Origin of the sequence: Pseudoduganella sp. SL102 (genome assembly GCF_027856995.1) — a bacterium.
Taxonomy (GTDB): domain Bacteria; phylum Pseudomonadota; class Gammaproteobacteria; order Burkholderiales; family Burkholderiaceae_D; genus Rugamonas; species Rugamonas albidiflava.
This window is the reverse complement of the sequence record NZ_CP115554.1, coordinates 6,509,201-6,531,664: the sequence shown is the minus strand read 5'-3', so window position 1 is coordinate 6,531,664 and position 22,464 is coordinate 6,509,201. Positions and strand designations below refer to the sequence as shown.

16 protein-coding genes and 1 pseudogene are annotated in these 22,464 nt (G+C 65.7%); 5 read left to right on the top strand and 12 right to left on the bottom strand.

Annotated elements, in window-relative coordinates; all coding sequences use genetic code 11:
* The first annotated feature begins 4 nt into the window (after positions 1-4).
* Positions 5-568, top strand: a complete 564-nt coding sequence (locus tag OU994_RS27650; protein WP_281608515.1) for a GNAT family N-acetyltransferase — start codon at positions 5-7, stop codon at positions 566-568.
* 200 nt (positions 569-768) lie between these two features.
* On the opposite strand, the gene OU994_RS27645 is transcribed toward OU994_RS27650, so the two are convergent.
* A complete protein-coding gene (locus OU994_RS27645) occupies positions 769-2,358 on the bottom strand; it encodes a methyl-accepting chemotaxis protein (RefSeq protein WP_281608514.1) in 1,590 nt (529 codons plus the stop codon).
* A gap of 185 nt (positions 2,359-2,543) precedes the next feature.
* Here OU994_RS27645 and OU994_RS27640 point away from each other — a divergent pair, with 185 nt between their 5' ends.
* Positions 2,544-3,287 carry a GAF domain-containing protein gene (locus OU994_RS27640; protein ID WP_307731756.1) on the top strand — a complete coding sequence of 248 codons (744 nt, stop codon included), beginning with the start codon at positions 2,544-2,546 and terminating at the stop codon, positions 3,285-3,287.
* A 308-nt stretch (positions 3,288-3,595) separates the two neighbouring features.
* On the opposite strand, the gene OU994_RS27635 is transcribed toward OU994_RS27640, so the two are convergent.
* The 4 genes and pseudogenes from OU994_RS27635 to OU994_RS27620 all read right to left on the bottom strand — a co-directional run bounded on the left by OU994_RS27635 (position 3,596) and on the right by OU994_RS27620 (position 10,110).
* On the bottom strand, positions 3,596-6,760 hold the full coding sequence (locus OU994_RS27635) for an efflux RND transporter permease subunit (protein ID WP_281608512.1): 3,165 nt from the start codon (positions 6,758-6,760) through the stop codon (positions 3,596-3,598).
* Between the two features lie 25 nt (positions 6,761-6,785).
* Positions 6,786-7,871: pseudogene (locus OU994_RS27630) on the bottom strand (efflux RND transporter periplasmic adaptor subunit).
* A 140-nt stretch (positions 7,872-8,011) separates the two neighbouring features.
* Positions 8,012-9,451 carry an efflux transporter outer membrane subunit gene (locus tag OU994_RS27625; protein WP_281608511.1) on the bottom strand — a complete coding sequence of 480 codons (1,440 nt, stop codon included), beginning with the start codon at positions 9,449-9,451 and terminating at the stop codon, positions 8,012-8,014.
* Positions 9,448-10,110, bottom strand: coding sequence for a CerR family C-terminal domain-containing protein (locus OU994_RS27620; protein ID WP_131144145.1), 663 nt, complete (start codon positions 10,108-10,110; stop codon positions 9,448-9,450). The genes OU994_RS27625 and OU994_RS27620 overlap by 4 nt, the downstream gene beginning before the upstream one ends.
* A gap of 125 nt (positions 10,111-10,235) precedes the next feature.
* Between OU994_RS27620 and OU994_RS27615 the strand changes: the two genes are divergently transcribed.
* Positions 10,236-10,643 (top strand): hypothetical protein, encoded by a 408-nt coding sequence (locus OU994_RS27615; protein ID WP_281608510.1) that lies wholly within the window; start codon positions 10,236-10,238, stop codon positions 10,641-10,643.
* On the top strand, positions 10,586-11,446 hold the full coding sequence (locus OU994_RS27610) for a dienelactone hydrolase family protein (protein WP_281608509.1): 861 nt from the start codon (positions 10,586-10,588) through the stop codon (positions 11,444-11,446). Before OU994_RS27615 ends, OU994_RS27610 begins: the two co-directional genes overlap by 58 nt.
* Before the next feature lie 222 nt (positions 11,447-11,668).
* On the opposite strand, the gene OU994_RS27605 is transcribed toward OU994_RS27610, so the two are convergent.
* The 7 genes from OU994_RS27605 to OU994_RS27575 form a co-directional block, all read right to left on the bottom strand.
* Positions 11,669-12,805: an IS481 family transposase gene (locus OU994_RS27605; RefSeq protein ID WP_281608087.1), complete on the bottom strand. Its 1,137-nt coding sequence runs from the start codon at positions 12,803-12,805 to the stop codon at positions 11,669-11,671.
* A gap of 614 nt (positions 12,806-13,419) precedes the next feature.
* On the bottom strand, positions 13,420-14,796 hold the full coding sequence (locus OU994_RS27600; protein WP_281608508.1) for a hybrid sensor histidine kinase/response regulator: 1,377 nt from the start codon (positions 14,794-14,796) through the stop codon (positions 13,420-13,422).
* Between the two features lie 76 nt (positions 14,797-14,872).
* On the bottom strand, positions 14,873-15,634 hold the full coding sequence (locus OU994_RS27595) for a 2OG-Fe dioxygenase family protein (RefSeq protein WP_281608507.1): 762 nt from the start codon (positions 15,632-15,634) through the stop codon (positions 14,873-14,875).
* 121 nt (positions 15,635-15,755) lie between these two features.
* Complete coding sequence (locus OU994_RS27590; RefSeq protein WP_281608506.1) at positions 15,756-17,807, bottom strand: TonB-dependent receptor; 2,052 nt, start codon at positions 17,805-17,807, stop codon at positions 15,756-15,758.
* A gap of 280 nt (positions 17,808-18,087) precedes the next feature.
* A complete protein-coding gene (locus tag OU994_RS27585) occupies positions 18,088-18,579 on the bottom strand; it encodes a DUF6702 family protein (protein WP_281608505.1) in 492 nt (163 codons plus the stop codon).
* On the bottom strand, positions 18,579-21,131 hold the full coding sequence (locus tag OU994_RS27580; RefSeq protein WP_281608504.1) for a M1 family metallopeptidase: 2,553 nt from the start codon (positions 21,129-21,131) through the stop codon (positions 18,579-18,581). The genes OU994_RS27585 and OU994_RS27580 overlap by 1 nt, the downstream gene beginning before the upstream one ends.
* Positions 21,132-21,453: 322 nt before the next feature.
* A complete protein-coding gene (locus tag OU994_RS27575; protein ID WP_281608503.1) occupies positions 21,454-21,927 on the bottom strand; it encodes a MarR family winged helix-turn-helix transcriptional regulator in 474 nt (157 codons plus the stop codon).
* A 133-nt stretch (positions 21,928-22,060) separates the two neighbouring features.
* Between OU994_RS27575 and OU994_RS27570 the strand changes: the two genes are divergently transcribed.
* Entirely contained in the window at positions 22,061-22,387 is a 327-nt protein-coding gene (locus tag OU994_RS27570) for a hypothetical protein (RefSeq protein ID WP_131144153.1), read from the top strand.
* The last annotated feature ends 77 nt before the right edge of the window (positions 22,388-22,464 follow it).

The window sequence follows — 22,464 nt, the reverse complement described above, 5'->3', positions numbered from 1 at the left end:
CCGGATGGACTACGACAAGACACTGGCCACCGAACGCCTGACACTGCGCCCGCCGCGCCCCGGCGATGAAGACGACCTGATGGCGATCCATGGCGATCCGGAAGTGATGCGCTACTTCAGCGAGCCGGCATGGACCGATCCGGAACGGCCCGCGCGGCAGATCGCCAGCGATGCCGCGGCGTTCGCGGCACGCGAACACTTCCGCTTCGCCATCATCCTCGACGAGACCGGCCGGCAGATCGGCAATTGCGGCCTGGTCCGGCCGCACTGGCCGAACCGCCGCTGCGAGGTGGGCTACGCGCTGGGCAGCGCGCACTGGGGCAAGGGCTATATGAACGAAGCGCTGCGGGCGCTGCTGGAATTCGCGTTCGTCGAGCTGGACATGCACCGGCTCGAGGCCGACGTCGATCCCCGCAACACCGGGTCCACCGGAGCGCTGGAGCGCCTGGGCTTCCAGCGCGAGGGCTTGCTGCGCGAACGGTGGATCGTCGGCGGCGAGGTCTGCGATTCCTTGCTGTACGGCCTGCTGCGGCGCGAGTGGGAAGCGAACGCCAGCCAGAGCCGGTGACAGGCACCATCTATTAATGCGGCTTGGTTGAGTCCACCCCAAGTGCAAATTCCGGGGTCAGACCCAGCGGGTCTGACCCCAGCGTTTCGCTGTTGGGGTGAATGCATGCGTTCTCAAAAACGGGGACAGTCACCATTTATTTAAAACGGTGACAGTCACCATTTATTTTGCAAGGTGTCCGAACGCCACCGGTTCCTGATTCAGGCGCCGGCCAGCGCCAGCCTGGGGGAGGCCGCTTTGGCGGGCTCCAGCTGGAACGTGTCGACGACGCCGGCCAGCTGGTCGGCTTGGTGGCGCAGCGCTTGCGCCGCCGAGGATGCCTGCTCGACCAGCGCGGCATTCTGCAGCGTCATCGCATCCAGCTGGCCGATGGCTTGGCCGACCGATTCGATGTCGCTGCTTTGCGTGCGCGTCACGGCCGAGATGTTTTCCATGATCGCCGACACGCGGGCGATGCCCTCGACCACGTCCTTCATGGTGGTGCCCGCGGCGCCCACCAGCACCGTGCCGGTATCGACCTTGGCGACCGAATCCTCGATCAGCTGCTTGACTTCCTTCGCGGCGGCGGCGGAGCGGTGCGCCAGGTTGCGCACCTCGCTGGCGACGACGGCGAAGCCGCGCCCCTGTTCGCCGGCGCGGGCCGCTTCCACGGCCGCATTCAGCGCCAGGATATTGGTCTGGAAGGCGATGCCGTCGATCACGGCGATGATGTCGACGATCTTCTTCGACGATGCGCCGATCAGGTTCATCGTGGCGACGATGCTGTCCACCGCCTCGCCGCCCTGGCGCGACACATCCGAGGCCTGGCGCGACAGGGTGCTCGCTTCTTCCGCGTAGCCGGCATTGGTGCGGACGGAATCGACCAGCTGCTCCATCGACGCCGTCACCCGCACCAGCGCCTGTGCCTGTGCTTCCGTGCGGGCCGACAGGTCGGCGTTGCCCGAAGCGATTTCGGCGGAAGCCGAGGCGATCGCCACCGTGCCGCCGCGCACCTCGGTGACGATGCCGGCCAGGCCGTCGCGCATCGAGCCCATGGCGTGCAGCAGGCTTTTTTCATGGGCGCGGCCGGTATCCACCGGGACGTGCAGCTCGCCCCGGGCAATGGCGCGTGCCACGCTGGTGGCGTAGCCGGGTTCACCGCCCAGCTGGCGCAGCAGGCCGCGCACGATGGCGGTACCGATGGCCACGCACAGCAGGGCGCAGACGATGGCCAGCGCGCCGATCCACCAGCGCGCCGACGCTGCCTGTTCACTGGCGGCAGCGGTGGCGACTTCGTTGCGCTGTTCCAGCTCGCTCATCAGCACTTCGATGTCGGCCACGATGCGCCGGCGCAGCGGGCTGCATTCCTCGACGAGGAACACCCCGTATGCTTCCATCTCGTTCGCCGCGCGGTACTTGCGTGGCCGCTCCAGCTCGCGCGCCATCTGCAGCATGCCTTCGCGGACCTTGGCGAATTGCGCCTGGTCGCGCAGCAGCGGCTCCAGCTTGTCCAGTTCGGCCAGGTACAGCGCCTTTTGCCGGTCGACGATATCCAGTTCGCGCGCGGCTGCCGCGGTGTCGTGGAAGATGAAGGCATTGCGCGCCGCGATGCCGGTCTGCGCCAGCGCCTCGCGGGCGTCCAGCAGCGGGTCGAGCTGGGTGCGGCGCAATGCGTTGGCGCTGTCGAGCGCCGCATCGATCTGGTTCACGCGTGCGATCGAGAAGACGGCAAGGATGACGGTAAACAGCAGGACCAGGGCAAAGGCCGAGTACAGCTTGGTAGCGATGCTTGCGTGACGGAAGGCGTGCATGACAGGGGCCGATATAAGAGTGGTTGAGAAATCGATTTGATGAAACTGAGCGAGATTATGCGGTATTAATTTCCGTAACTCAACAATATTTGACGAATTTGACGGATTGTGACGCGTGTTCGTCAAATTCGTTAAATTCCCGTCGAACCCGGTATACTGTTGCCCATGCAGAGGTTTTTATGAACATGAGCGATACCGACGATCCCATCCTGACCACCACCGCCGCGGCGCGCCTGCTCGGCGTTGCCACCAGTACCGTCCAGATGTGGATGGAAAGCGGCGCGATCGCCTCCTGGAAGACACCGGGCGGGCATCGGCGCACCCGGCTTTCCGCGATCGACAGGCTGCTCGAACGCACGCCCGGCGGCTCGGCCGCCACTGTCGGCCAGGCCGTGGAGGCGGCCCTGTCGCCTGTCTCGCCGGCCGAATTCCAGCCGCACCAGGCGCCCGGCTATCCCGTGGACCGGGGCGAGGCGGCGCGCCTGGCTGCGCTGGAAACGTCGCGGCTGGTCGACACGGCGGCCGAAGCGCGTTTCGACCGCATCGTGCGTCTCGCCGCGCAAGTGACGGGTTCACCCATCGCGCTGGTATCACTGCTGACATCCACCCGGCAATGGTTCAAGGCGCGCGTGGGGCTCGAGGCGCAGGAAACGCCGCGCGAGTGGGCGTTCTGCTCGCATGCGGTGCTGGCTGGCGAACCGTTCGTGGTGGAAGATGCCGCGGCCGACCCGCGGTTTCGCGACAACCCGCTGGTGCAGGGCGATCCGAAGATCCGCTTCTATGCCGGGGTGCCGCTGCGCGACGCCGCCGGCCTGGCACTGGGCACGCTGTGCGTGATCGACCGTGAACCGCGCAAGCTGCGCGGCGCGGAATTGCAGGCGCTGATCGACCTGGCCGATATCGCCTCGGAAGAGATGGCGAAGGGTTGAGCCAGGGCCGCGCCGCTTGCCACCGGCCGCAGCTCAAAAACGGTGACAGGCACCATTTTTCAAAAAACGGTGACAGTCACCATTTTTCAAAAACGGTGACAGGCACCATTTTTCGAGAAACATTTCAAATTAATCGGAGCCTGTCACCGGTTTTCGGACCAGCGGCCGCCATGCGGCTGATCCTGGTACGGCGCCGAAAAACGGTGACAGGCTCCGTTTTTCAGGAAACATTTCAAATTAATCGGAGCCTGTCACCGGTTTTCGAGAAACATTGCAAATCAATTGGAGCCTGTCACCGGTTTTCTGGCTCAGTGCCCGCCGGCCTTGCCCGGCTCCGCAGCTTGCGGCAGGTTGGCGGCTTCGCCATGCGGATGGTCGCCGTGCGGATGGTCCTTGTGCCGCAGCTTGCGCGCTACCTTGGCGATCCAGTGCTCGATATCGTCCACGTACGTGAACACGGCCGGCACGACGAGGAGGCTCAATAGCGTGGACGTGATCAGGCCGCCGATTACCGTGATCGCCATCGGCGCGCGGAAGCTCGGGTCCGCGCCCAGGCCCAGCGCCAGCGGCATCATGCCGGCGCCCATCGCGATGGTCGTCATCAGGATCGGGCGGCTCCGCTTGTGGCAGGCGTCCACCAGCGCCTCGGTGCGGCTCATGCCGGCCTGGCGCGCCAGGATCGCGTAGTCGACCAGCAGGATCGAGTTCTTCGTCACGATCCCCATCAGCATGATCAGGCCGATCATCGACGGCATCGACAGCGCGTTGCCGGTAATGAGCAGCAGCACGATGGCGCCGCCGATCGACAGCGGCAGCGCCGCCAGGATCGTCACCGGCTGCATGAAGTCCTTGAACAGCAGCACCAGCACGCCATAGATGCACAGCACGCCGATCGCCATCGCGATGCCGAAGCTGGCGAACAGCGCGGCCATTTCCTGCGCGTCGCCCAGTTCGGCGATCCGCACGTTCGGCGGCAGGTTGGCCAGCGCCGGCAGCTTGCGCGCCTCGGCGTTCAGTTCGCCCAGCGAACGGCTGCCCAGTTCCACGTCTAGCGTCACGTTGCGGCTGCGGTTCAGGCGGTCGATCTGGGGCGGGCCGGATTCCATCGTGATCGCCGCCACGTTGGCCAGCAGCACGGGGCCGTTACGGCCCGGCACCGTCAGGCGGCCGATGGCGTCGAGGTCGGCGCGCACATAGTCCGGCAGCTTGACGCGGATCGGCACCTGCCGCTCCGGCAGGTTCATCTTCGTCAGGTCGAAGTCGTAGTCGCCGGCGGTGGCCACGCGCACCGTTTCGCCGATCGACGCGGCCGTCACGCCCAGGTCGGCGGCGCGGGCAAAGTCGGGCCGCACGATGATCTCCGGCCGCACCAGCGATGCCGACGACGTGACGTTGCCGATGCCGGACAGGGTGCGCAGTTCGCGCTCGGCGCGGCGGGCGGCGGCGATCAGCGCATCCGGGTCTTCCGACTGCAGCACCAGCTGCATCTTCGCGCCGGTATCGGGCGGGCCCACGGTGAAGCGCGCACCGGCGATGCCGGCCAGTTGCCGGCGCAGCAGCGAGTCGATTTCCGCCATCGTTTCATCGCGGTCCGTGCGGTGCACCGTGGTGATCGTCAGCACCGCGCGGCGCGCTTCGGCCGCAGCACCAGGCGCGAACGCATCGCCGGAAGAACCGCCGCCGATCGAGCTGAATACGCCTGTCACGCCGGGTACCCGCATTGCCGCCTGGCGCGCCTGCTCGGCCACTTCGCGCGTTTGCGCCAGCGTGGAACCGGGCGGCAGTTCGGCGTTGACCTGGGTCTGCGCGCGGTCGGCCGGCGGCACGAAGCCGGTCGGCAGCAGGCCCACCAGCATGATCGAGCACGCGAAGAAGATCGCCGAGGCCAGCGCGGTGAACATGCGGTGCTTCAGGCACCACTTCATGGTGCGCATGTAGCGCGACATGATCGGGCCGTCTTCCTCCACGTGACCCGGATGCTTCGGCTTGTGCGGCTTGAGCAGGTAGGCCGCCATCATCGGCGTCAGCAGCCGCGCCACCACCAGCGAGGCCAGCACGGCCAGCACGGCGGTCCAGCCGAACTGCTTGAAGAACTTGCCGGGGATGCCGCCCATGAACGCGGTGGGCAGGAACACCGCCACCAGCGCGAACGTGGTGGCGATCACCGCCATGCCGATTTCATCGGCCGCCTCCAGCGCCGCCTGCATCGGCGTCTTGCCCATCTGCAGGTGGCGCTCGATGTTCTCGATCTCCACGATCGCATCGTCGACCAGCACGCCGACCACCAGCGCCAGCGACAGCAGCGTCACCGTGTTCAGCGTGTAGCCGAACCAGTAGATGCCGAGGAAGGCGGGCAGCACCGACAGCGGCAGCGCCGCCGCCGCCACCAGCGTGGCGCGCCAGTCGCGCAGGAACCAGAACACCACGATCACGGCCAGGATCGCGCCTTCGTACAGCAGCTCCATCGAGCCTTCGAAGTTTTCCTCGACGGGGAAGGCATTGTCGATCACCTGGCGCAATTCCAGGTTCGGATGATCCTTGCGCAATTGCTCGACTGCTTCCTTCACGCCGTCGGCCACCGCCGTTTCGCTGGCGCCCTTGGTGCGGAACACCTCGAAGGCCACCACCGGCTTGCCGTCCTGCGTGGCGATGGCGCGCGGTTCGGCGATCGTGTCGGTCACCTTCGCTATCTGGTCGAGGCGGATGTGGCGGCCATCGCCGAGCGGGATGTCCAGGCGCGCCAGTTCCTGGGCCGACTGCACGGTGCCGATGGTGCGCACCGACTGTTCCGCGCCCGACACGTCGCCGCGGCCGCCTGGCGCCTCGCGCTGCACCAGCCGCAGCTGGCGCGACACGTCCAGCGCGGACACGCGCAAGGCGGCCATCTGGGCATCGTCCAGCTCCACGCGGATCTCGCGGTCCACGCCGCCGACGCGGGTGACGGAGCCGACACCGGGTACCGTCAGCAGCCGCTTCGCCACCGTGTTATCGACGAACCACGACAGGTCGGCATTGTCGACCGGCGTGGTGCCGGGTTTGTTCACGGCGATATACGTCGTGATCACCCGGCCGGCGGTGGAGACCTTGCTGACCACCGGTTCGCGCAGTTCGGCGGGCATGTCGGCACGCACCTGCGAGACCGCGTCGCGCACTTCGTTGACGCCATCCGAGATGTTCTTCTCGAGGATGAACTCGACGGTGATGGTGACCACGCCATCGAGCACCTTGGTGTAGATGTTCTTCACGCCTTGCAGCGTGGCGACCGAATCCTCGATCTTGCGCGCGACCTCGGTTTCCAGCTGGGCCGGCGCGGCGCCGGGCAGCGAGGCGCTGACGGTCACGATGGGCAGCTCGATATCGGGAAAATCCTGCACCGGGTTGGCCTTGTAGGCCATCAGGCCGGCCAGCGTGAGCAGCACGAACAGCATGATCGCCGGAATCGGATTCCGGATCGACAGGGCGGAAAAATTCATCGCATGTCCTTCATTTGACTTCGCCTCACTTCGCGGCGCGCTGTGCCGCGGCTGCCGCCGTTGCCTGGCCCGCATTGGCCACGCGCACCAGATCGCCGTCGTTCAGGAAGCCGGCGCCGCTCAGCACCACCGGCATGTCGGCCTTCACGCCGGACAGGATCTCGATCCGCTCGCCCACGCGCCGCCCGGTCTGCACCTTCAGCTGGCTGACGCGCGAATCCGCGTTCAGCCGGAACACGTACGGGAAGCCGTCGCGCACCACCACGGCGGGCTGCGGCAGGGTCAGCGCCGCCGAGGTACCCAGGTCGAAGTGGCCGCTGGCGAACATGCCGGCCTTGAACGGCGCATTGCTGCGCGTGTCCGGCGGCAGGTCGACATACACCAGCGCCGAGCGGGTCTGCGGGTCGATGGTGGGCGCGATCATGCGCACCTTGCCTTGCAGTTCGCTGCCGTTGGCCGCCTTCACGGTGGCCGTGGAGCCCACGCGGATGTTCTTCAGCTCGGCCGCCGTCACCTCGGCGCGCCATTCGAGGCGGCCCTGGCGGATCATCCGGAACAATTCGGTACCGGTGCCCACCACCGAGCCCACCGTGGCGGTGCGCGCCGAGATCACGCCGCTGTCCGGCGCCACCACCTGCGTGTATTTCAGGCGCAGCTGCTGGGCCGCCAGCGTGGCGCGCGCCGATTCGATGCGCGCATTGGCGGTCTGCTCGGCCGTCAGGTATTGCGAGACCTGCTGTTCGGACAGCGCGCCGGAAGCCTGCACGGCGCGCGCCCGCTTCGCATTGGCCTGCGCCTCGGCGGCGTTGGCTCGTGCCTCGGCCAGCGCGGCCTTCGCCTGCGCCACGTCGGCGTTCACGGTGTCGGCGGAGAACACGGCCAGCACCTAGCCCTTCTTGACGACATCGCCGACGTTGACGCGCACTTCGGTCAGCCGCAGGCCATTCGATTCGCTGCCCAGCGAGGCTTCCTGCCACGCCGCCACGTTGCCGTTCGCGGTGAGCCGCAGCGGCAGCGTGGCCGATTCCGGCCGCGTGGTCGACACGGTCAGCGCGGGCGTGGCCGCCGGTTTCTTTTCATCGGCGGCATTGGAAGAGGGGCTGTACAGCATCACGCCGCCGCTGCCCACGATCAGGGCGGCCAGCAGGGCCAGCGCGAGCGGTTTCGCTGTCAGCCGGTTTGCCAGCGGATTTTTCGGTTCGTCCTTCAGCTTGGTCTTCAGCTGGTTCTTCAGCTTCTCGTTCGTTGTCTTCATGGGTTGCTCGCGGTGGATATCACGGAGGTATTCGGGTTGTCGCGGTTCCAGCCGCCGCCGGCGGCGCGGTACAGCGCGATCCAGGCGGCACTGCGTTCGCGCTGCACGGCGATCATCGCGTTCTCGGCGGAGAGGCGGGTGCGGCGCGCATCTTCCAGCTGCAGCAGGCTGCCCATGCCGTTGCGGTACAGGTCTTCGGCCGCCGTGAACGACGCCCGGTAGCCCTCCAGCGCGGCCTGCGCCTGCACGGCGCGCAGGTCGGTACCCTGCAGGTTGACGAGCGCCTGTTCGACTTCGCTGACGGCTTGCCGCACGCTGCCGCGGTAGGTCGTGACCGCGGCTTCGTAGCGTTCCTGCGCCGCCTCGACCGAGGCGCGCCGCCGGCCGGCATCGAATACCGGCAGCGTCATCTGTACCGGACCGATGGTCCACGTGCCCGCGGTCACGCTGTCGCCGGCCGCGTGGATCTGGCCTCGGCCGATGCTTCCGGCGATGCTCAGCCGCGGATAGCGCTGGGCGCGGGCACCGCTCACTTCGAAGCTGGCGGCGGCGACTTCGCGCTCGGCATTGAACACGTCCGGGCGCTGGGCCAGCGTTTGCGCCGGCAGCGAATCGATGGCGACGCCGCGTGCCGGCGACAGTTCGGCCGCGCCGCCGGCGAGCCGGCTGCGCAGCTCGGGCTCGGGGATGGCGGACAGCGCGACCAGCGTCTTCACGTCCACTTCGCATTGGGCCCGCTGAGCGATCTCGCGGTTGGCCGCGTCGGCCGCGCTGGCGCGCGCCAGCGCCAGGTTGGCCGGCGCCTCGAAGCCCGCCTGCGCGCTCAGCTCCGTCAGCCGCGCGGTATCGGCGCGCGAGGCGGCATCCTGCCGCGCCACGTCCAGCAGCCGTTCGCACGCGCGGAACTGGTAATAGGTATTCGCGGTGTCGGCCGCCACGGACACGCGGGCGTCGTGCCAGCCGGCCTGCGCACCTTCGTAGCGGGCCTGTGCCGCGTCGCGCGCCGCGCGGTTGGCGCCGAAGATATCGAGTTCCCACGACACCTGCAGGTAGCCCTGCGACGTGGTGTTGCTGGGCAGGGCCGCGCTCTGCTGGCTGGCCCGCGTCGATGTCAGCGTCGCGTCGACCGTGGGCGCCAGCGCCGCGCCGGTGGCCACGCGCGCCTCGCGTGCCTGGGCCAGCCGGCTGCGCGCCGCGGCCACCGTGGGGCTCGCCGCCTGCGCCGCCTCGACCAGGCTGGCCAGCAGCGGGTCGCCCTGGCTGCGCCACCAGCTGGACAGCTGGTCCACCGTGCCGCCGTGCGGCAGCGGCGCCTGCCACTGGACGGGGGCTTGCGCGTCGACGGCGGGCGGCGGGCCGGACAGCGCGCAGCCGCCCACTGCCAGCGCGACCGCGAGCGCCATCGTCAACTTCATGATCGGTACTGCTGGCTTCATGCTGCTCCTTTCTGTCTTGTCGTTCGTTCGGCCGTGACGATCGCCTCGGCGTAGTCGACCAGCCTGGGGATCCAGTCCTGCAGCGCATCCGGGGCCGACAGCAGCTGCGGCGTGACGGCGGCCACGATGTCCTGCGAGATCATCAGGTGCGCGCCCAGCGCGGCAACGGCATGCACCAGCCGGCGCACTTCGTCGTCCACCGGCACCTCCAGGTGGCGCGCCAGCACGGCGGCCAGCGCGTCGAACTCGGGACGGATGCCGTTGTCGATCTCGTTCTGCCAGATGCCGGTGGGCTCCAGCACTTCGCGCAGCCACATGCGCAGCCGCAGCTGGGCCGCATCCCCTTCCATCATCGGCGCCAGCAATTGCGTGTAATAGCCGTGCAGCGCCTCGCGCAGCGTGAAGCCGGGCTGGTCGAAGTGGGCGATGTTCTTTTCCGGCGGCGGCATGAAGTCCGTCAGCGCGGCGCGGTACAGGCCGGCCTTGTCGCCGAAGTAGTAGGCGATGGCGGCCACGTTGGCGCCGGCAGCCAGGGCGATCTCTCGCGTGGAGGTGGCGTTGAAGCCTTGCGCCGCGAACAGCTGCATGGCCGCGCCCAGCAGGCGCTCGCGCGACTGCTCGCCGTCCGACCGGGGTTTGCGGATGTGTTTTTCTGACATCTGCCGATTAGATCACAGATTTAAAACGATTGATATAAGTAGGTCATTCGTTTAACTAATTTATTTGACGGCGTGATTTATTGCTCTTTAGCCAATCTTCACCTTGCCTGCCTAGACTCGCGGCCATGACTCACGACCTGGAGAATGCCGTGCACACGATCCGTAGCCTTGCCTTCCTGACGCCGCCTGCTTTGCTGGCGTGCCTGCTGGCCGCATGCGGTGGGGGCGACCCGCCCGCGCCCGCTGTCCCCGTCACCTACGCGAGCCGCTGCGGCTTGCCCGACAGTGCCGCCGAACCATATCGCACCACCGCGCCGACCGGACCGCATTGCGTCGGCGCGGCCGAGTACCTGGTGACCGATGACGCGCGCGACGAGCCCATGACGGAAACGCCCGGCGACCGGCGCGCGCTGCAGGTGCGCGTACTGTATCCGGCATCGGCGCGGCTTTCGCCCGGCATGCCGGGGGAGAGCGGATGCCCTATGCGGACGAAGCAGTGTACGCGGCTATCGACTGGTGGCCCGCCACGCTGAGGCCGCAGGGCCACGCGTGGCGCGAGGCGGCGCCGGCCATCGAGCGGGCGGCACCGGTGCTCCTGTTTTCGCCGGGGCTGGGCGCCAACGCGCAAGCGTATGCCGGCTTGACGGAAGACCTGGCCAGCCATGGCTACGTGGTGGTGACGATCAACCATCCGTTTGTTTCCGGCCCCACGCCATTGCCGGACGGCCGCATCGTCCGCTACGAGGAAGTGGCGGAAGAATGGGAAGACGAGGAAGCGGCCGAGGCGGCGCACTGGGCCCGGTCCAATGCGCGGCTCGCCGTCACCATGGCGGACGAGAAGGCCGTGCTGGACTGGCTGGCGCGGCAGAACGCCACGCGCGGCGCCTTGCTGGACGGCCGGCTGGACATGGGCCGGATCGGCGCGTTCGGGCACTCGTTCGGCGGCGCCACGGCCTTGCAGGTGCAGCGCACGGACGAGCGGGTGAAGGCGGCGGTCAACCTGGACGGCACCGTGTACGGCGATCTCGACCAGCCGTGGACGGAGCCGTTCATGATCCTGCAGAGCGTGCATGCGATCAATGGCGTACCCGTCGAGGAGCCCACCATGAAACCGCTGTGGCAGAACCGCCAGGGTCATGGCGAGCTGGAAGTGATGGCCGGTTCCTGCCACGGCGATTTCAGCGACGCGCACCGGCTGGCGAACATCTACAACGCCCGGAACCCCGCCACCCCGATCCAGCCCGACCCGCAAATGTATTGCAGCAAGGACCCGGCCGCGCTGGAAGCCGCTGTGCGTAGCCGGCTGCGCGACTTCTTCGGGCGCTGGCTGCGCTGAGCCCCGGATGTTTCCAAAATTCGGGGACAGTCCCCGATTTCAGGAAACATTTCCCAGATTGCGGGGGAAGACCGTAATGCCGCTTGTTTGGGAGCGCTAGCCTGTTGGTAGCGCTGCAATTACCCCAAAGGCGAACTGCTGGGGTCAGACCCGCCGGGTGTATGGTCGGGGGACATAGGTAACACATGTCGGGAGACATGGGTTACACATCATGGACCTATGTTACGACGGATTCTGGAGGTCTATCTCCCGAACTTTATGTTTGCAGAAGAAGACCTCCAGTAGACCGTCGGTGCAAGTTGGACGGATCGCCACAGATTCAGCATGCAGGCCTTCGCCGACGAAGTAGCGGTGATGGCCGTAGGAGAGGTAGCCGTTCTTGTCGACCTTCCTGATCTGGTCATCGGGGAGGTATTCGACAGGTGGCAGGACCGATGGAAAGGACCTGCCGCTACACCGGTACCTGCTAATCGGTGGCTGCTGATTGAGCGATTGGTGAGGTCGTACAGCGTTATAGATCTCGCGCCAAGCATCGAACGCGCTCTGACACTGAGCAAGCGAGCCGTAGCCTCTTCGCCCTATTACCTCAAGTTTCAAGGTTCGATGGAAACGCTCATCCTTACCTTGAGTCTGCGGATGGTTTGGCCTGCTGTGGCCCACAGCAATACCCAGCCGTGCCAGCCATACCTCAAGCTTTGTCAGTCCGATGAGACCTGTGCTGCCCCATGGCGGGCCGTTGTCGGCGGTGAAGCGAGCAGGCATTCCGTAACGCTCAAATGTCGACTGCAATGCCGTGCGCACAGTGGCGTAGCGTTCGTTACCGCAAGCAGCGATACATAGGCTAAATCGCGAGTGGTCATCTAAAATTGTCAGCGGATGACACCGACCCGCAGCTGTGTCTGTCAGTGCAAAGTGTCCTTTGAAGTCCATCTGCCAAAGGTCATTGGGCAACTCATGCTCAAAGCGCTTGAACACGACGCTCTGACTAATCGGCACGCCAAGAACCTGGCACTCATGGCGCTGCAAGATCGCATGAACGGTGCTGTGATGGGGCCGCTTGACCGTATCCGGCAGTAGCGCGCAAAGCTTGCGAGCTCCCCAGTACGGGTACTCAAAATGCAACGCCAGAACTTGCATCTCAAGCTCACCGTCAGCGGTGCAGGGCGAACAATGCGGCTGCCGTGAGCGATCCTGCAGGCCCCCTTCGCCTTCAGCATGATAACGCTCCAACCACTTGTAAGCAGTCTTGCGGCTGATGCCAAATCGGCGGCAAAGCTCAGCGATGTTTGCCGAAGCGCTCAGTACGAGCAGCACGAATTCCAGTCGGGATGACATAGAGGTGGACTCCTTCCAAGGCATTGCACGCTCCCGTTAATGGATGTGCAATGATCATAAAAGGTGTTACCTATGTCTCCCGACAGATGTTACCCATGTGTCCCGACAAAACACCCGCCGGGTCTGACCCCGGAACTTGCACTTGGGGTGGGCTTGTTTACGTGGCAGTGGAAAAAATGCCGAATGCACGGCGCGGGCAAAAAAAATGCCAAGGATTACGGCGCGGGCAAAAAAATGCCAAGGATTACGGCGCGGGCAAAAAAATGCCAAGAATTACGGCGCGGGCAAAAAAATGCCAAGGATTACGGCGCGGGCAAAAAAATGCCCGCGGGCCAGAGGCTGCGGGCGAGGTCCAATTGTTCGGAGAACGCTTGGAGGAGACGGTTCCACTATAGCGTGGCACATGTTGCGCTGCAATACCGTAAAACTACCGTGCGAGCGCCGGCTCTACAGGGGAAGCGTTTCCATAGGTTATGTGCACTGCAACAAAATTCGGCGCTGGCGCGGTAAGGCGAATATCGCCAAGCGCAAATCGCAAATGACCAAGCGATCTTCAGCTGAGTAAACGGGCAGGGCGTGCGACAGGCGCAACAGTGCTCTCCGCAAAAATAATTTGCGGTTGCGTAAAACATACGCGGCTATGATTTTGTCAGTTGCGCGGCGGCGGCCGTTTTCAGCTGCAGCGTGAACGTGCTGCCCTGGCCGAACTCGCTCCGGAAGAACAGCGAACCGCCCAGTACATTGGCGAGGTTCTGGCACAGGTAGAGACCGAGGCCGGCACCCTCGGCATGGCGGGTGGAGGTGGAATCGAGTTGCGAGAAGGCATGGAACAGCTTGGCCTGGTCTTCTTCGCGGATGCCGGCGCCGGTGTCGGAGACGGAGAATTCGGCGGCAACCGTGCCATCGTCCAGGGTGCGCCGTGCCAGCGACACGCGCACCGAGCCCTTCTCGGTGAACTTGATGGCGTTGTTGGCAAGATTGATCAGGATTTGCGCGAGGGCGCGGCGGTCCGTGTCGATCGCGATCGGCTGCTCGTCCAGCACGACTTCCAGCGCGAGGCCCTTCTGCGCGGCGAGCGGACGCAGCGTTTCCGCCACTTCGCGCACCACGTCCTGGCATTGCAGGCGCTCGATCGACAGCGTGACCTTGCCGGCTTCGATCTTCGCTACGTCGAGGATGTCGTTGATCAGCGAGAGCAGGTGGCGCGCCGAACCGCGGATGGTGTTCAACTGCTTTTCCTGCTCGTCCGTGAGGGGGCCGGGCAGTTTCATCAGCAGCGCGCCGGTAAAGCCGATGATGGCGTTCAGCGGCGTGCGCAGTTCATGCGACATGTTGGCGATGAACGCGGATTTCATCCGGCTCGCCTCGCCCAGCTCCACGTTCTTCAGCGCGATCTCGCGGTTGATCGTTTCCAGCTGCCCCGCGTGGTGCGCCAGGCGCATGTTCAATTCGATCACCTGCCGCTCGCGCGCCTGCAGTTCGCTGTTGACCTGCACCGCCTGCTCGTAGGTGGAGATCAGCAGGTCGAGGATCTGCTGGCGTTCGGCATTGATGAAGTGTTTCTGCTCGCCCAGGTAGAGGGCGATGCCGACCTCCATGTTCTGGTCCTTGCGCAGCTTCTGGTTGACCAGCATGTGGCCGATGCGGTTCAGCAGGTAGTCTTCGGCATACGGCTTGCGGATGAAATTGTCGGCGCCGCATTCGATGCCGCGGATGATGTCCTTCGGGTCGTTCAGCGACGTGACGAGGATGACGGGGATGTCGCGCATCGCCGCATCGGCCTTGATCGCCCGGCACAGTTCATAGCCATCCATCTCCGGCATCACGATATCGGACAGCACCAGGTGCGGCTTGCGCGCGGCGATCGCCTCCAGCGCCAGGCGGCCATTGCCGGCCACCCGTGCCTTGTAGCGCACCGACTGGATCAGGCGCCGCAGCCGCTCGGCCTGCGTCGGGCTGTCCTCGACGATCAGGATCTCGATTTCATCTGGTTCGATTTCGTAGGTGGAATCCACGCGCCTGCCCTGAACTTTCATCCGGTTTTACCATGTTCGACTATAAATGAATTGCGGGCGCCGCGGCGCCCGCGCGCTACTGCGGGACCGCGGGTGCGCCGGACTGCTGCTCGCCCTGGAAGCCGCCGGCCCGGTAGGTGATCACCAGCGTATCGCGGTGGCCATGCGGGCCCAGTGGCTGGATCGGCGTCGATTCGTGGATCACGGTCGCATCGTCGAGCAGCAGCATGGTCCAGGGCTCGGTCATCGTGAAGCGCTTGCCGTTCGGACCATCGGCCTCGAAGATGCGCGTCTCGCCACCCTTGATGTCATGCCGGCCGACGAGGATCACGGCCACGTAGTCGACACCGTCGCGGTGCGCGCCTTCCGGCGTGGGCCGGCCGATGCCGTCGGCGGTATCGATGCGGAACTGATGGGCTTCCACATACCACGTGGGCTCGCCGCGCACGCTGGAGAACAGCCGGCCCAGCGCTGTCAGCAAGCCCTGCCAGCCCGGCGCCGCCACGGTTTCCGGCAGCACGGGTTCGAACATCCGGTGCATGCCGCCATGCAGCGCGTTGTATTCCACGCTTTGCCAGTGCGCGCGGTGCGCGGTCTGGGCCAGTTCGCATTCTTCCTGGACGCGCTGCACGAAGCAGGAATGGCGGCGGCGGCGATAGCGGCCGCCGTCCTTCAGGTAATTGTCCAGCTCGAGGCTGTCCCAGGCCGGCGCAAGCGCATCGAGCTGGGCCAGCGGGGTGCCGGACAGTGCCGCCACGTCGGCGGGCGCCAGCAGCGCCCAGCCTTGTGTGCGCAGCGCCTGCGCGACGTGATCGAGGGATGTGAACTCCGGCATCATGGCGGGCCTTCGGTGGATGTCTGAATATTGTCTTATTGTACGACTTCAACAGGGAATGTGTCAGGGGAGCAATTCAGAAGTTACTTTTTCTGGGGGGCTGGTGCTGTCACCGGCCGCCGGGTCAAAACGCGTAGCTGAGCGACAGCCGCAGCGAGCGCGATTCGATCGGGTGGAAATGGTAATCGTCCACCGGCGCCGTTTCATCCTTCAGTTGCGAGGCATAGTAATAGGTGATCGCCGCATCGCGCCGGTTGGTGAGGTTGAATGCTTCCAGCTCCACCTGCAGCCGGCGGCCGGCCTGGTAGCCGATGCGGCCATTGAGCGTGAGCGTGGCGGCGGAGCGGATGCTGTTGTCTTCCACCAGCGGGCGCGGGCCGAACCAGCGCAGCCGCAGCGCGCCGGACCACGGTCCCTCCGGCGTCACGGTGGCCGCCAGTTGCGCGACGCCTTCCACGGCGCCGGGAATCCGGTTGCCTTCCGGCGCGCTATCGCGGTAGCGCCCGCGCGCATAGGCGAGATCGGCATCCAGCGCCAGCCACTTCACCGGCTTGTAGTAGTTCGACAACTCGATGCCGTGGCGGCGGCTCGGCCGGCCCGCCTCGGTGGTGCCGGCGTCGCCGACGAACACCAGTTCCGACGCCATGTCGAGCCGGTACAGCGACAGCGACGTCTGCAGGCCGCGGACCCATTCGCTGCGCACGCCCAGGTCGAGGCCCCGCGTGCGCGCCAGCGGCGTCACGCGGTCCACCGGCTCGCCCGTCTTCGGATCGACGGCGATCACGGTGCCGCGCGCGTCGTTGCTGTGGAAGCCCGTGCCGGCATTCGCATAGAACTCGGTGCGCGCCCATGGGCCGAACACCAGGCTGATGGTGGGCGACAGCATCGTGTCGCTGGCCTTGCCAGTGTTGGCGGGGCGGTCGCTCGCCACGTCGAAGCGGTAGTGGTCGGCACGCAGGCCGGCCACCGTGCGCACGAACGGATTCCAGCGGGTCTGGTTCTCGATGAACAGCGCGCCGCTGCTTTCCACGATATGGTCTTCGCGCGTGGTGGCGATGACCCGGCGCGCCTTGGTGCCATACAGGCCGTTGTGGATATTGTCGTTCTGCGCCGTGATGCCCACCGTCGTCGTCGACGCGAACGCGTCGTCCGCGCCGTGCGCATGCCAGGCATGGCTGGCGTCGAAGCCCGATGTGACGCGCCGGTCCGGCTGGGCGAACTGGTCGCCGTTGACCGGATCGTCCATGAAATACGTGAAGTTCGAGAACAGCGCCAGCCGGTTGGCGATCGCGTAGGCGGAAATACGCGTGGAACTCGCGTCCGAGCTGCGGGCCCACGCGCCGGACAGGCTGTAGCGGTGCGCGCCGCCGCCATCGGTGGGATCGATGTTGTCGAAGCGGCCCAGCGCGCCACTGTCGACGGCGCGCTGGGGAATCTGGTCGGTGGCATTCCACTTCGCCCGGTAGGCCATTGCCGTCACATGGAAGCCGTTGTTCGCGAAGCCCTCGCTGTAGCGCAGCACGCCGTTCACCTTGCGGTAATTGTCGCCCCGCGTGAACGGGCCATCGTTGTGCATCGTCTCCAGCGCGTACAGCAATGCCCCCGGCCGTGCGCCACGGTCTATGTCGGCCGACCCGGCGACCAGCGCGCGCCCGTAGCCGTCCTGTCCACCGGCGAGGCTGGCGATGCCGCGCGCGAGGCGGCTGGCGTAGGCGATTTCCGTGGCGCCAGCCGAGGCGAAGTCGCCACTCCACGCCGAGTACGGGCCCTTGCGGTAGTCGAGCCGCGCGGCCAGTTCCGGGATCACGAAGTTCAGGTCGGTCCAGCCCTGGCCGTGCGCATGGCTGCGCTGGTTGACGGGCATGCCGTCCACGGTGGTGCGCAGGTCGGTGCCGTGGTCGAGGTTGAAGCCGCGCAGGTAGAACTGGTTGGCCTTGCCTTCGCCGCTATGCTGGCTGGCCACCAGGCCCGGCACCGCTTCCAGCAATTCGCCGGGACGGTACACGGTGCGCGCCGCCAGCTGGCGGCCGGTCACCGTGCCTTCTGCCGCCGAGTCGGCGATGCCGAGCTGGCTGAGGCGCGAAGCATCGATCGTCACGCGGGGGAGGAACGGGTCGTCCGCGTGGGCGGACAGGGCGATCGCCGCGAGGGCGGAGGCGAGGAGGGTTCTTTTCATGGATTGATTCGTGGAGCGGAGGCCGGCGTGTGATACGAATGCCGTTGCGTTAAGCCCACCCCAAGGGCAAATTCAGGGGTCAGAAGGGAGTCCTGGCATGCATGCCAGGACTGTTACGCAGGCGCGAAGCATGCTTCGCGAAACCCCTGCTTCACCCCGACGGGTCTGACCCCGGTCTTTCGCTGTTGGGGTGGATGCATGCGCTCTCAATGTGTCGAGTAACGCTCGACTTAGGGGCATTAGCGTCTGGCACCAGTTCACGGCGGCCAGCAAATGACACTCAAGGCAGCCGCTGCTCGTCCTGCGCCGCCGTAAACGTCAGCGTGGCCGCCGCCCGCCCGGCGCTGCCGCCGACATTGACGGTATTGATCTGCCCGGGCAGGAAATCGGCCAGCACGCCGTTCTTCAGCACCGTGCCGGCGGGCAGCGCGGCCCCGGCGACCATCTGGTACACGGTGATCGTGTCGGCGCTGGCCTTGATGCCCACCCACTGCACCGGCAGGCGGCTGCCGTTCGCGGTCAGCACGAAGCGCTTGTCAAGGTAGCGCCGCAGCGCTTCCTGGTCTTCCTCGAGGCCCAGGTCGAACTGGCGGCCGTACAGGTTCGCCAGCAGCGTTTCCACGTCGTGCGCGGTGTAGGTGTGCACGATCTCGGTGTTGCCGGTGTCGGCGTTGTAGCCGATATCGGCCAGGCCCATATGATAGTTGTGGGCCGCGGCGGCGCCCGATGCCAGCGCCGCCGCGAGGGCGGCCGTGATCAGCCAGCGCGGCATTACCGGGCCGGCTCCGCGTTCGGCTCGGCCTTCGGCTGCCTCGGTGCCGCCTGCGCTGGCGCCGGGTCTTTCAGTTGCTGCGTCTCGGCCTGCTGCTTGGCCGCGGCGCCATTGGCCGGGGTGGTGGCATCGGCACCTTTCGCGCCGGCCTTCGCGCCGTTCTTCTGGCCGTTCGCCGCCTCTTCGTCGCCCTTCAGCGGGGCATTTAAGTCCTTCATCATGTCGTTCGGCTTGCGCTCCATCTTGAACAGTTCCAGGCGCGATGGCGTGGCCTTGCGAGGCCAGGCGTTGTTGCTGGTATCGATGTCGGCGGTTTCCCAGTACGGGTCGTGCGCCAGCGCCGTCATCGGTTCATCCGTCACCAGCAGCTTGGTCACCTTCTTCGGCGAATAGCGCCATACTTCGGCCGGCACGCGTTCGATGTATTTCTTGCCCGACTTGAGCGTGATTTCCAGGATCAGCGGCATCACCAGGCCACCCTTGTTGGTGAAGTCGACCAGGTACAGGTACTTGCCCTGCTTGAGCAGGTCCTTCTGCCACGGCTCCAGCTCGCCGAGCGCTTCGCGGTACTTGTTGCGGTCCGCGTTGGTGACGGTGAACTGGTCGTGCTCGTTATAGAAATCCTTCAGTTCCGGGTGGCGGTCGATGCGGCGTTCCATGCCCTCGTTGCGCTGGTCCGTGATCGACACCGGTTCCTCGGCCTTGCGGGCGCGCTGCCACGCCTTCTCGATTTCCGGGTCCCTGGTATTGATATTGAACTCGGTGATGTTGTCGAGGCTGATGTCGACCGCATCGGTCGTGTAGAACCAGCCGCGCCAGAACCAGTCGAGGTCCGTTCCGGACGCGTCTTCCATCGTGCGGAAGAAGTCCGCCGGGGTGGGGCGCTTGAACTTCCAGCGGCGCGAGTACTCGCGGAAGGCGTGGTCGAACAGTTCGCGGCCCAGGATCGTCTCGCGCAGGATGTTCAGCGCGGTGGCCGGCTTGGCGTAGGCGTTGTTGCCGAACTGGAGCAGCGATTCGGAATTCGTCATGATCGGCACCTGGTTGGCCGAGCGCATGTAGGCGGTGATGTCGCGCGGGTCGCCGCGGCCGATCGGGAAGTCCTTTTCCCAGGCCTGCACGGCCAGGTATTCGACGAACGAGTTCAAGCCCTCATCCATCCACGTCCACTGGCGCTCGTCGGAATTGACGATCATCGGGAAGTAGTTGTGGCCGACTTCGTGGATGATCACCGCGATCAGGCCGTACTTGGTGCGCTGGGAATAGGTCAGTTCCCCGGTCTTCTTGTCCTTGGTGGGGCGCGGGCCGTTGAACGAGATCATCGGATATTCCATGCCGCCCACCGGGCCGTTCACGGAAATGGCGATCGGGTACGGATAGTCGAAGCTGTACTTGTTGTACTGCTCGATCGTGTGGATGATCGACGGCGTGGAATAGCGCTCCCACAGCGGGTTGCCTTCCTTCGGGTAGTACGACATGGCCAGCACGCTGGTGCCGTCCTTTTTATAACCCTGGGCATCCCAGATGAACTTGCGCGACGAGGCGAAGGCGAAATCGCGCACGTTCTTCGCCTTGAAGTGCCAGGTCCTGGTGGCCTTGCTGACACGCTTTTCCGCCGCTTCCGCCTCGGCCTGGGTAACGATCAGCACAGGCTTGCTGGCCGTGCGCGCCTTCGCGAGGCGGTCGCGCTGGGCCGCCGTCAGCACGTCGCCCGGGTTCTGCAATTCGCCGGTCGAGGCCACGATGTGGTCCGCCGGCACGGTGATCTTCACGTCGTAGTCGCCGAACTCCAGCGTGAACTCGCCGGAGCCGAGGAACTGCTTGTGCTGCCAGCCCGCCACGTCGTAGTACGCGGCCATGCGCGGGAACCACTGGGCGATCTCGAACAGGGCGTTCTTGTCTTCCTCGAAATACTCGTAGCCGGAGCGGCCGCCGAGCACCTTTTGTTCATTGATCTTGTACGACCAGTCGATGCCGAAGCTGACCTTGTCGCCCGGCTTCAGTGGCGACGGCAGGTCGATGCGCAGCATGGTGCCGTTGACAACGTACTTGAGCGGGGCGCCGCCGGCCGTGCGGATGTTCGACAGCTTGAAGCCGCCATCGAATTCGCGGCCCGTCAGCACGGCGCGCACGCCCTCGAACTTGGCGCCACCTTCCTCGCCCTGCGGCTTCATCCACGCCTCGCGCGACGGTGCCGTCTGCACGCGGCGCGCATCCGAACCGGGCTGGTAGATGTTCTGGTCCAGCTGCAGCCACAGGTAGGTGAGCGTATCGGGCGAGTTGTTGTGGTATGTGACCTGTTCCGTGCCCGAGATCGAGCGGTTGGCCTCGTCCAGCGTGGCGCGGATGGTGTAGTCGGCGCGCTGCTGCCAGTACTGGTGGCCGGGTGCGCCGGAAGCGGTGCGGTACGGCGTGGCGGTGGGCAGCAGCTCGTCGAGCTGGCGGAATTTGTCGTCGAACTTGCCGGCCGGCGGTTCGGCGGCAATGGCGGAAGCAGCCAGGCCAAGGGCCAGGCTGGCGATGATCGAAGTGACGATAGGCAGGCGCTTCATTGATACCCCAGGGCAATGAGGGTGCCGCGCCGTGCCGGGTCTGGCCGGGCGATACTCCTTCGTGTTTTTGTGGAAACAGCCGGGGTATTCTAAGCGCGCTCGTCAGTAAATGCTGGCGGTTCGCTTGTAACAACTTTGAAACATTTCATTGGGAGCATGGCCACGCCGGAAGGCGCGGACGTCCGTGCCGGACAGTGCATGCGGCAAACCGCGCCACTGGGGCACGGCGCCGGACGTCCGCTGTCCGGCCAGGGAAAACGCCCGATGTGGCGGTGCGGCGCCCGTGTCGTATCGCCGCGACGCCCGCTCAGCTCGCGTCAATTCAGCTCGCGTCGGCCAGGCTGCCGCGCAGCGAGTCGAGTTGCGCCTTCAAGTCCTTGATCTGGTCCAGGTTGCACTGGCTGGCCGCCAGCACGCAGGCGGGGATCGCCTTGGCCCCTTCGCGCAATCCGTCGCCCTTCGGGGTGAGCGCGATGATGACCTGGCGTTCGTCGTTCGCGCAGCGCGTGCGGGTGATCAGCTCGGCCTGTTCCATCCGCTTCAGTAGCGGGGTCAGCGTGGCGGAGTCGAGGAACAGCTTGTCGCCGAGCTCGCTTACGGTCTGTTCGTTCCGTTCCCACAGCACCATCATCACCAGGTACTGCGAATACGTGAGGTCGAGCTTGCGCAGCAGCTTGCGGTACAGCTTGTTCATGGCCAGCGAGGTCGAGTACAGCGAGAAGCACAGCTGCTGGTCGAGCTGGGGAACCTGCGGCGCAGGTCCGGAAGGCGGCGGAGTGGGAGTCGGAGTATTCATGCCGCCAGTATAGATAGTGCACGATACAATTGCAACCTACTTTTGAGCGGACGAATGTGCTTGCAAGCGTCCGCCGATTTGGCTAAGGTGTTCAGGCCCGTCTTTCCTCCGTTGGCGGGCCAGGAGGCTCACAATGAATCGTGCAAGCAACCGTGCAGAATCGCGAGACAACTCGCACTATGCGCAGCCAGGTGACCAGCGTCTCGACGCTGCCCATTTGTACCTCGTGCAACTCGACCCCCAGACCGTAGTCGACGGGGTGCGCTACGACGACACCTATCTTGCGGACGAGATCCGTACCTGCGGCACCATGCGTGAAACCTGCCCCGTCTGTGCCGAAGGCCATCTGCAGCTGGTATTGCGACAGAAGAGCGTGCGGGTGCCGCACCTGTTCTGCCTGGAATGCACACGCTGCTTTGGCGCCTTCCTTCCAGACGGTACTCCCGCGCTGATCGAGTAATCAACCCGGCGCTTTCGAGTGCCGGTACCCGCCGTGGATCGGCCGCCGTGGATGACCCGCCTGCATTCGGGGTGATC

Coding starts and splice junctions, on each gene's coding strand:
- OU994_RS27585 (WP_281608505.1), bottom strand. CDS start 18,579: ATGCCGCGCTGGCTGATCACGGCCGCCCTCGCGGCGGCGCTGGCATCG.
- OU994_RS27575 (WP_281608503.1), bottom strand. CDS start 21,927: ATGAATACTCCGACTCCCACTCCGCCGCCTTCCGGACCTGCGCCGCAG.
- OU994_RS27640 (WP_307731756.1), top strand. CDS start 2,544: ATGAGCGATACCGACGATCCCATCCTGACCACCACCGCCGCGGCGCGC.
- OU994_RS27645 (WP_281608514.1), bottom strand. CDS start 2,358: ATGCACGCCTTCCGTCACGCAAGCATCGCTACCAAGCTGTACTCGGCC.
- OU994_RS27595 (WP_281608507.1), bottom strand. CDS start 15,634: ATGATGCCGGAGTTCACATCCCTCGATCACGTCGCGCAGGCGCTGCGC.
- OU994_RS27605 (WP_281608087.1), bottom strand. CDS start 12,805: ATGCCTTGGAAGGAGTCCACCTCTATGTCATCCCGACTGGAATTCGTG.
- OU994_RS27625 (WP_281608511.1), bottom strand. CDS start 9,451: ATGAAGCCAGCAGTACCGATCATGAAGTTGACGATGGCGCTCGCGGTC.
- OU994_RS27580 (WP_281608504.1), bottom strand. CDS start 21,131: ATGAAGCGCCTGCCTATCGTCACTTCGATCATCGCCAGCCTGGCCCTT.
- OU994_RS27570 (WP_131144153.1), top strand. CDS start 22,061: ATGAATCGTGCAAGCAACCGTGCAGAATCGCGAGACAACTCGCACTAT.
- OU994_RS27620 (WP_131144145.1), bottom strand. CDS start 10,110: ATGTCAGAAAAACACATCCGCAAACCCCGGTCGGACGGCGAGCAGTCG.
- OU994_RS27610 (WP_281608509.1), top strand. CDS start 10,586: ATGCCCTATGCGGACGAAGCAGTGTACGCGGCTATCGACTGGTGGCCC.
- OU994_RS27635 (WP_281608512.1), bottom strand. CDS start 6,760: ATGAATTTTTCCGCCCTGTCGATCCGGAATCCGATTCCGGCGATCATG.
- OU994_RS27615 (WP_281608510.1), top strand. CDS start 10,236: ATGACTCACGACCTGGAGAATGCCGTGCACACGATCCGTAGCCTTGCC.
- OU994_RS27590 (WP_281608506.1), bottom strand. CDS start 17,807: ATGAAAAGAACCCTCCTCGCCTCCGCCCTCGCGGCGATCGCCCTGTCC.
- OU994_RS27650 (WP_281608515.1), top strand. CDS start 5: ATGGACTACGACAAGACACTGGCCACCGAACGCCTGACACTGCGCCCG.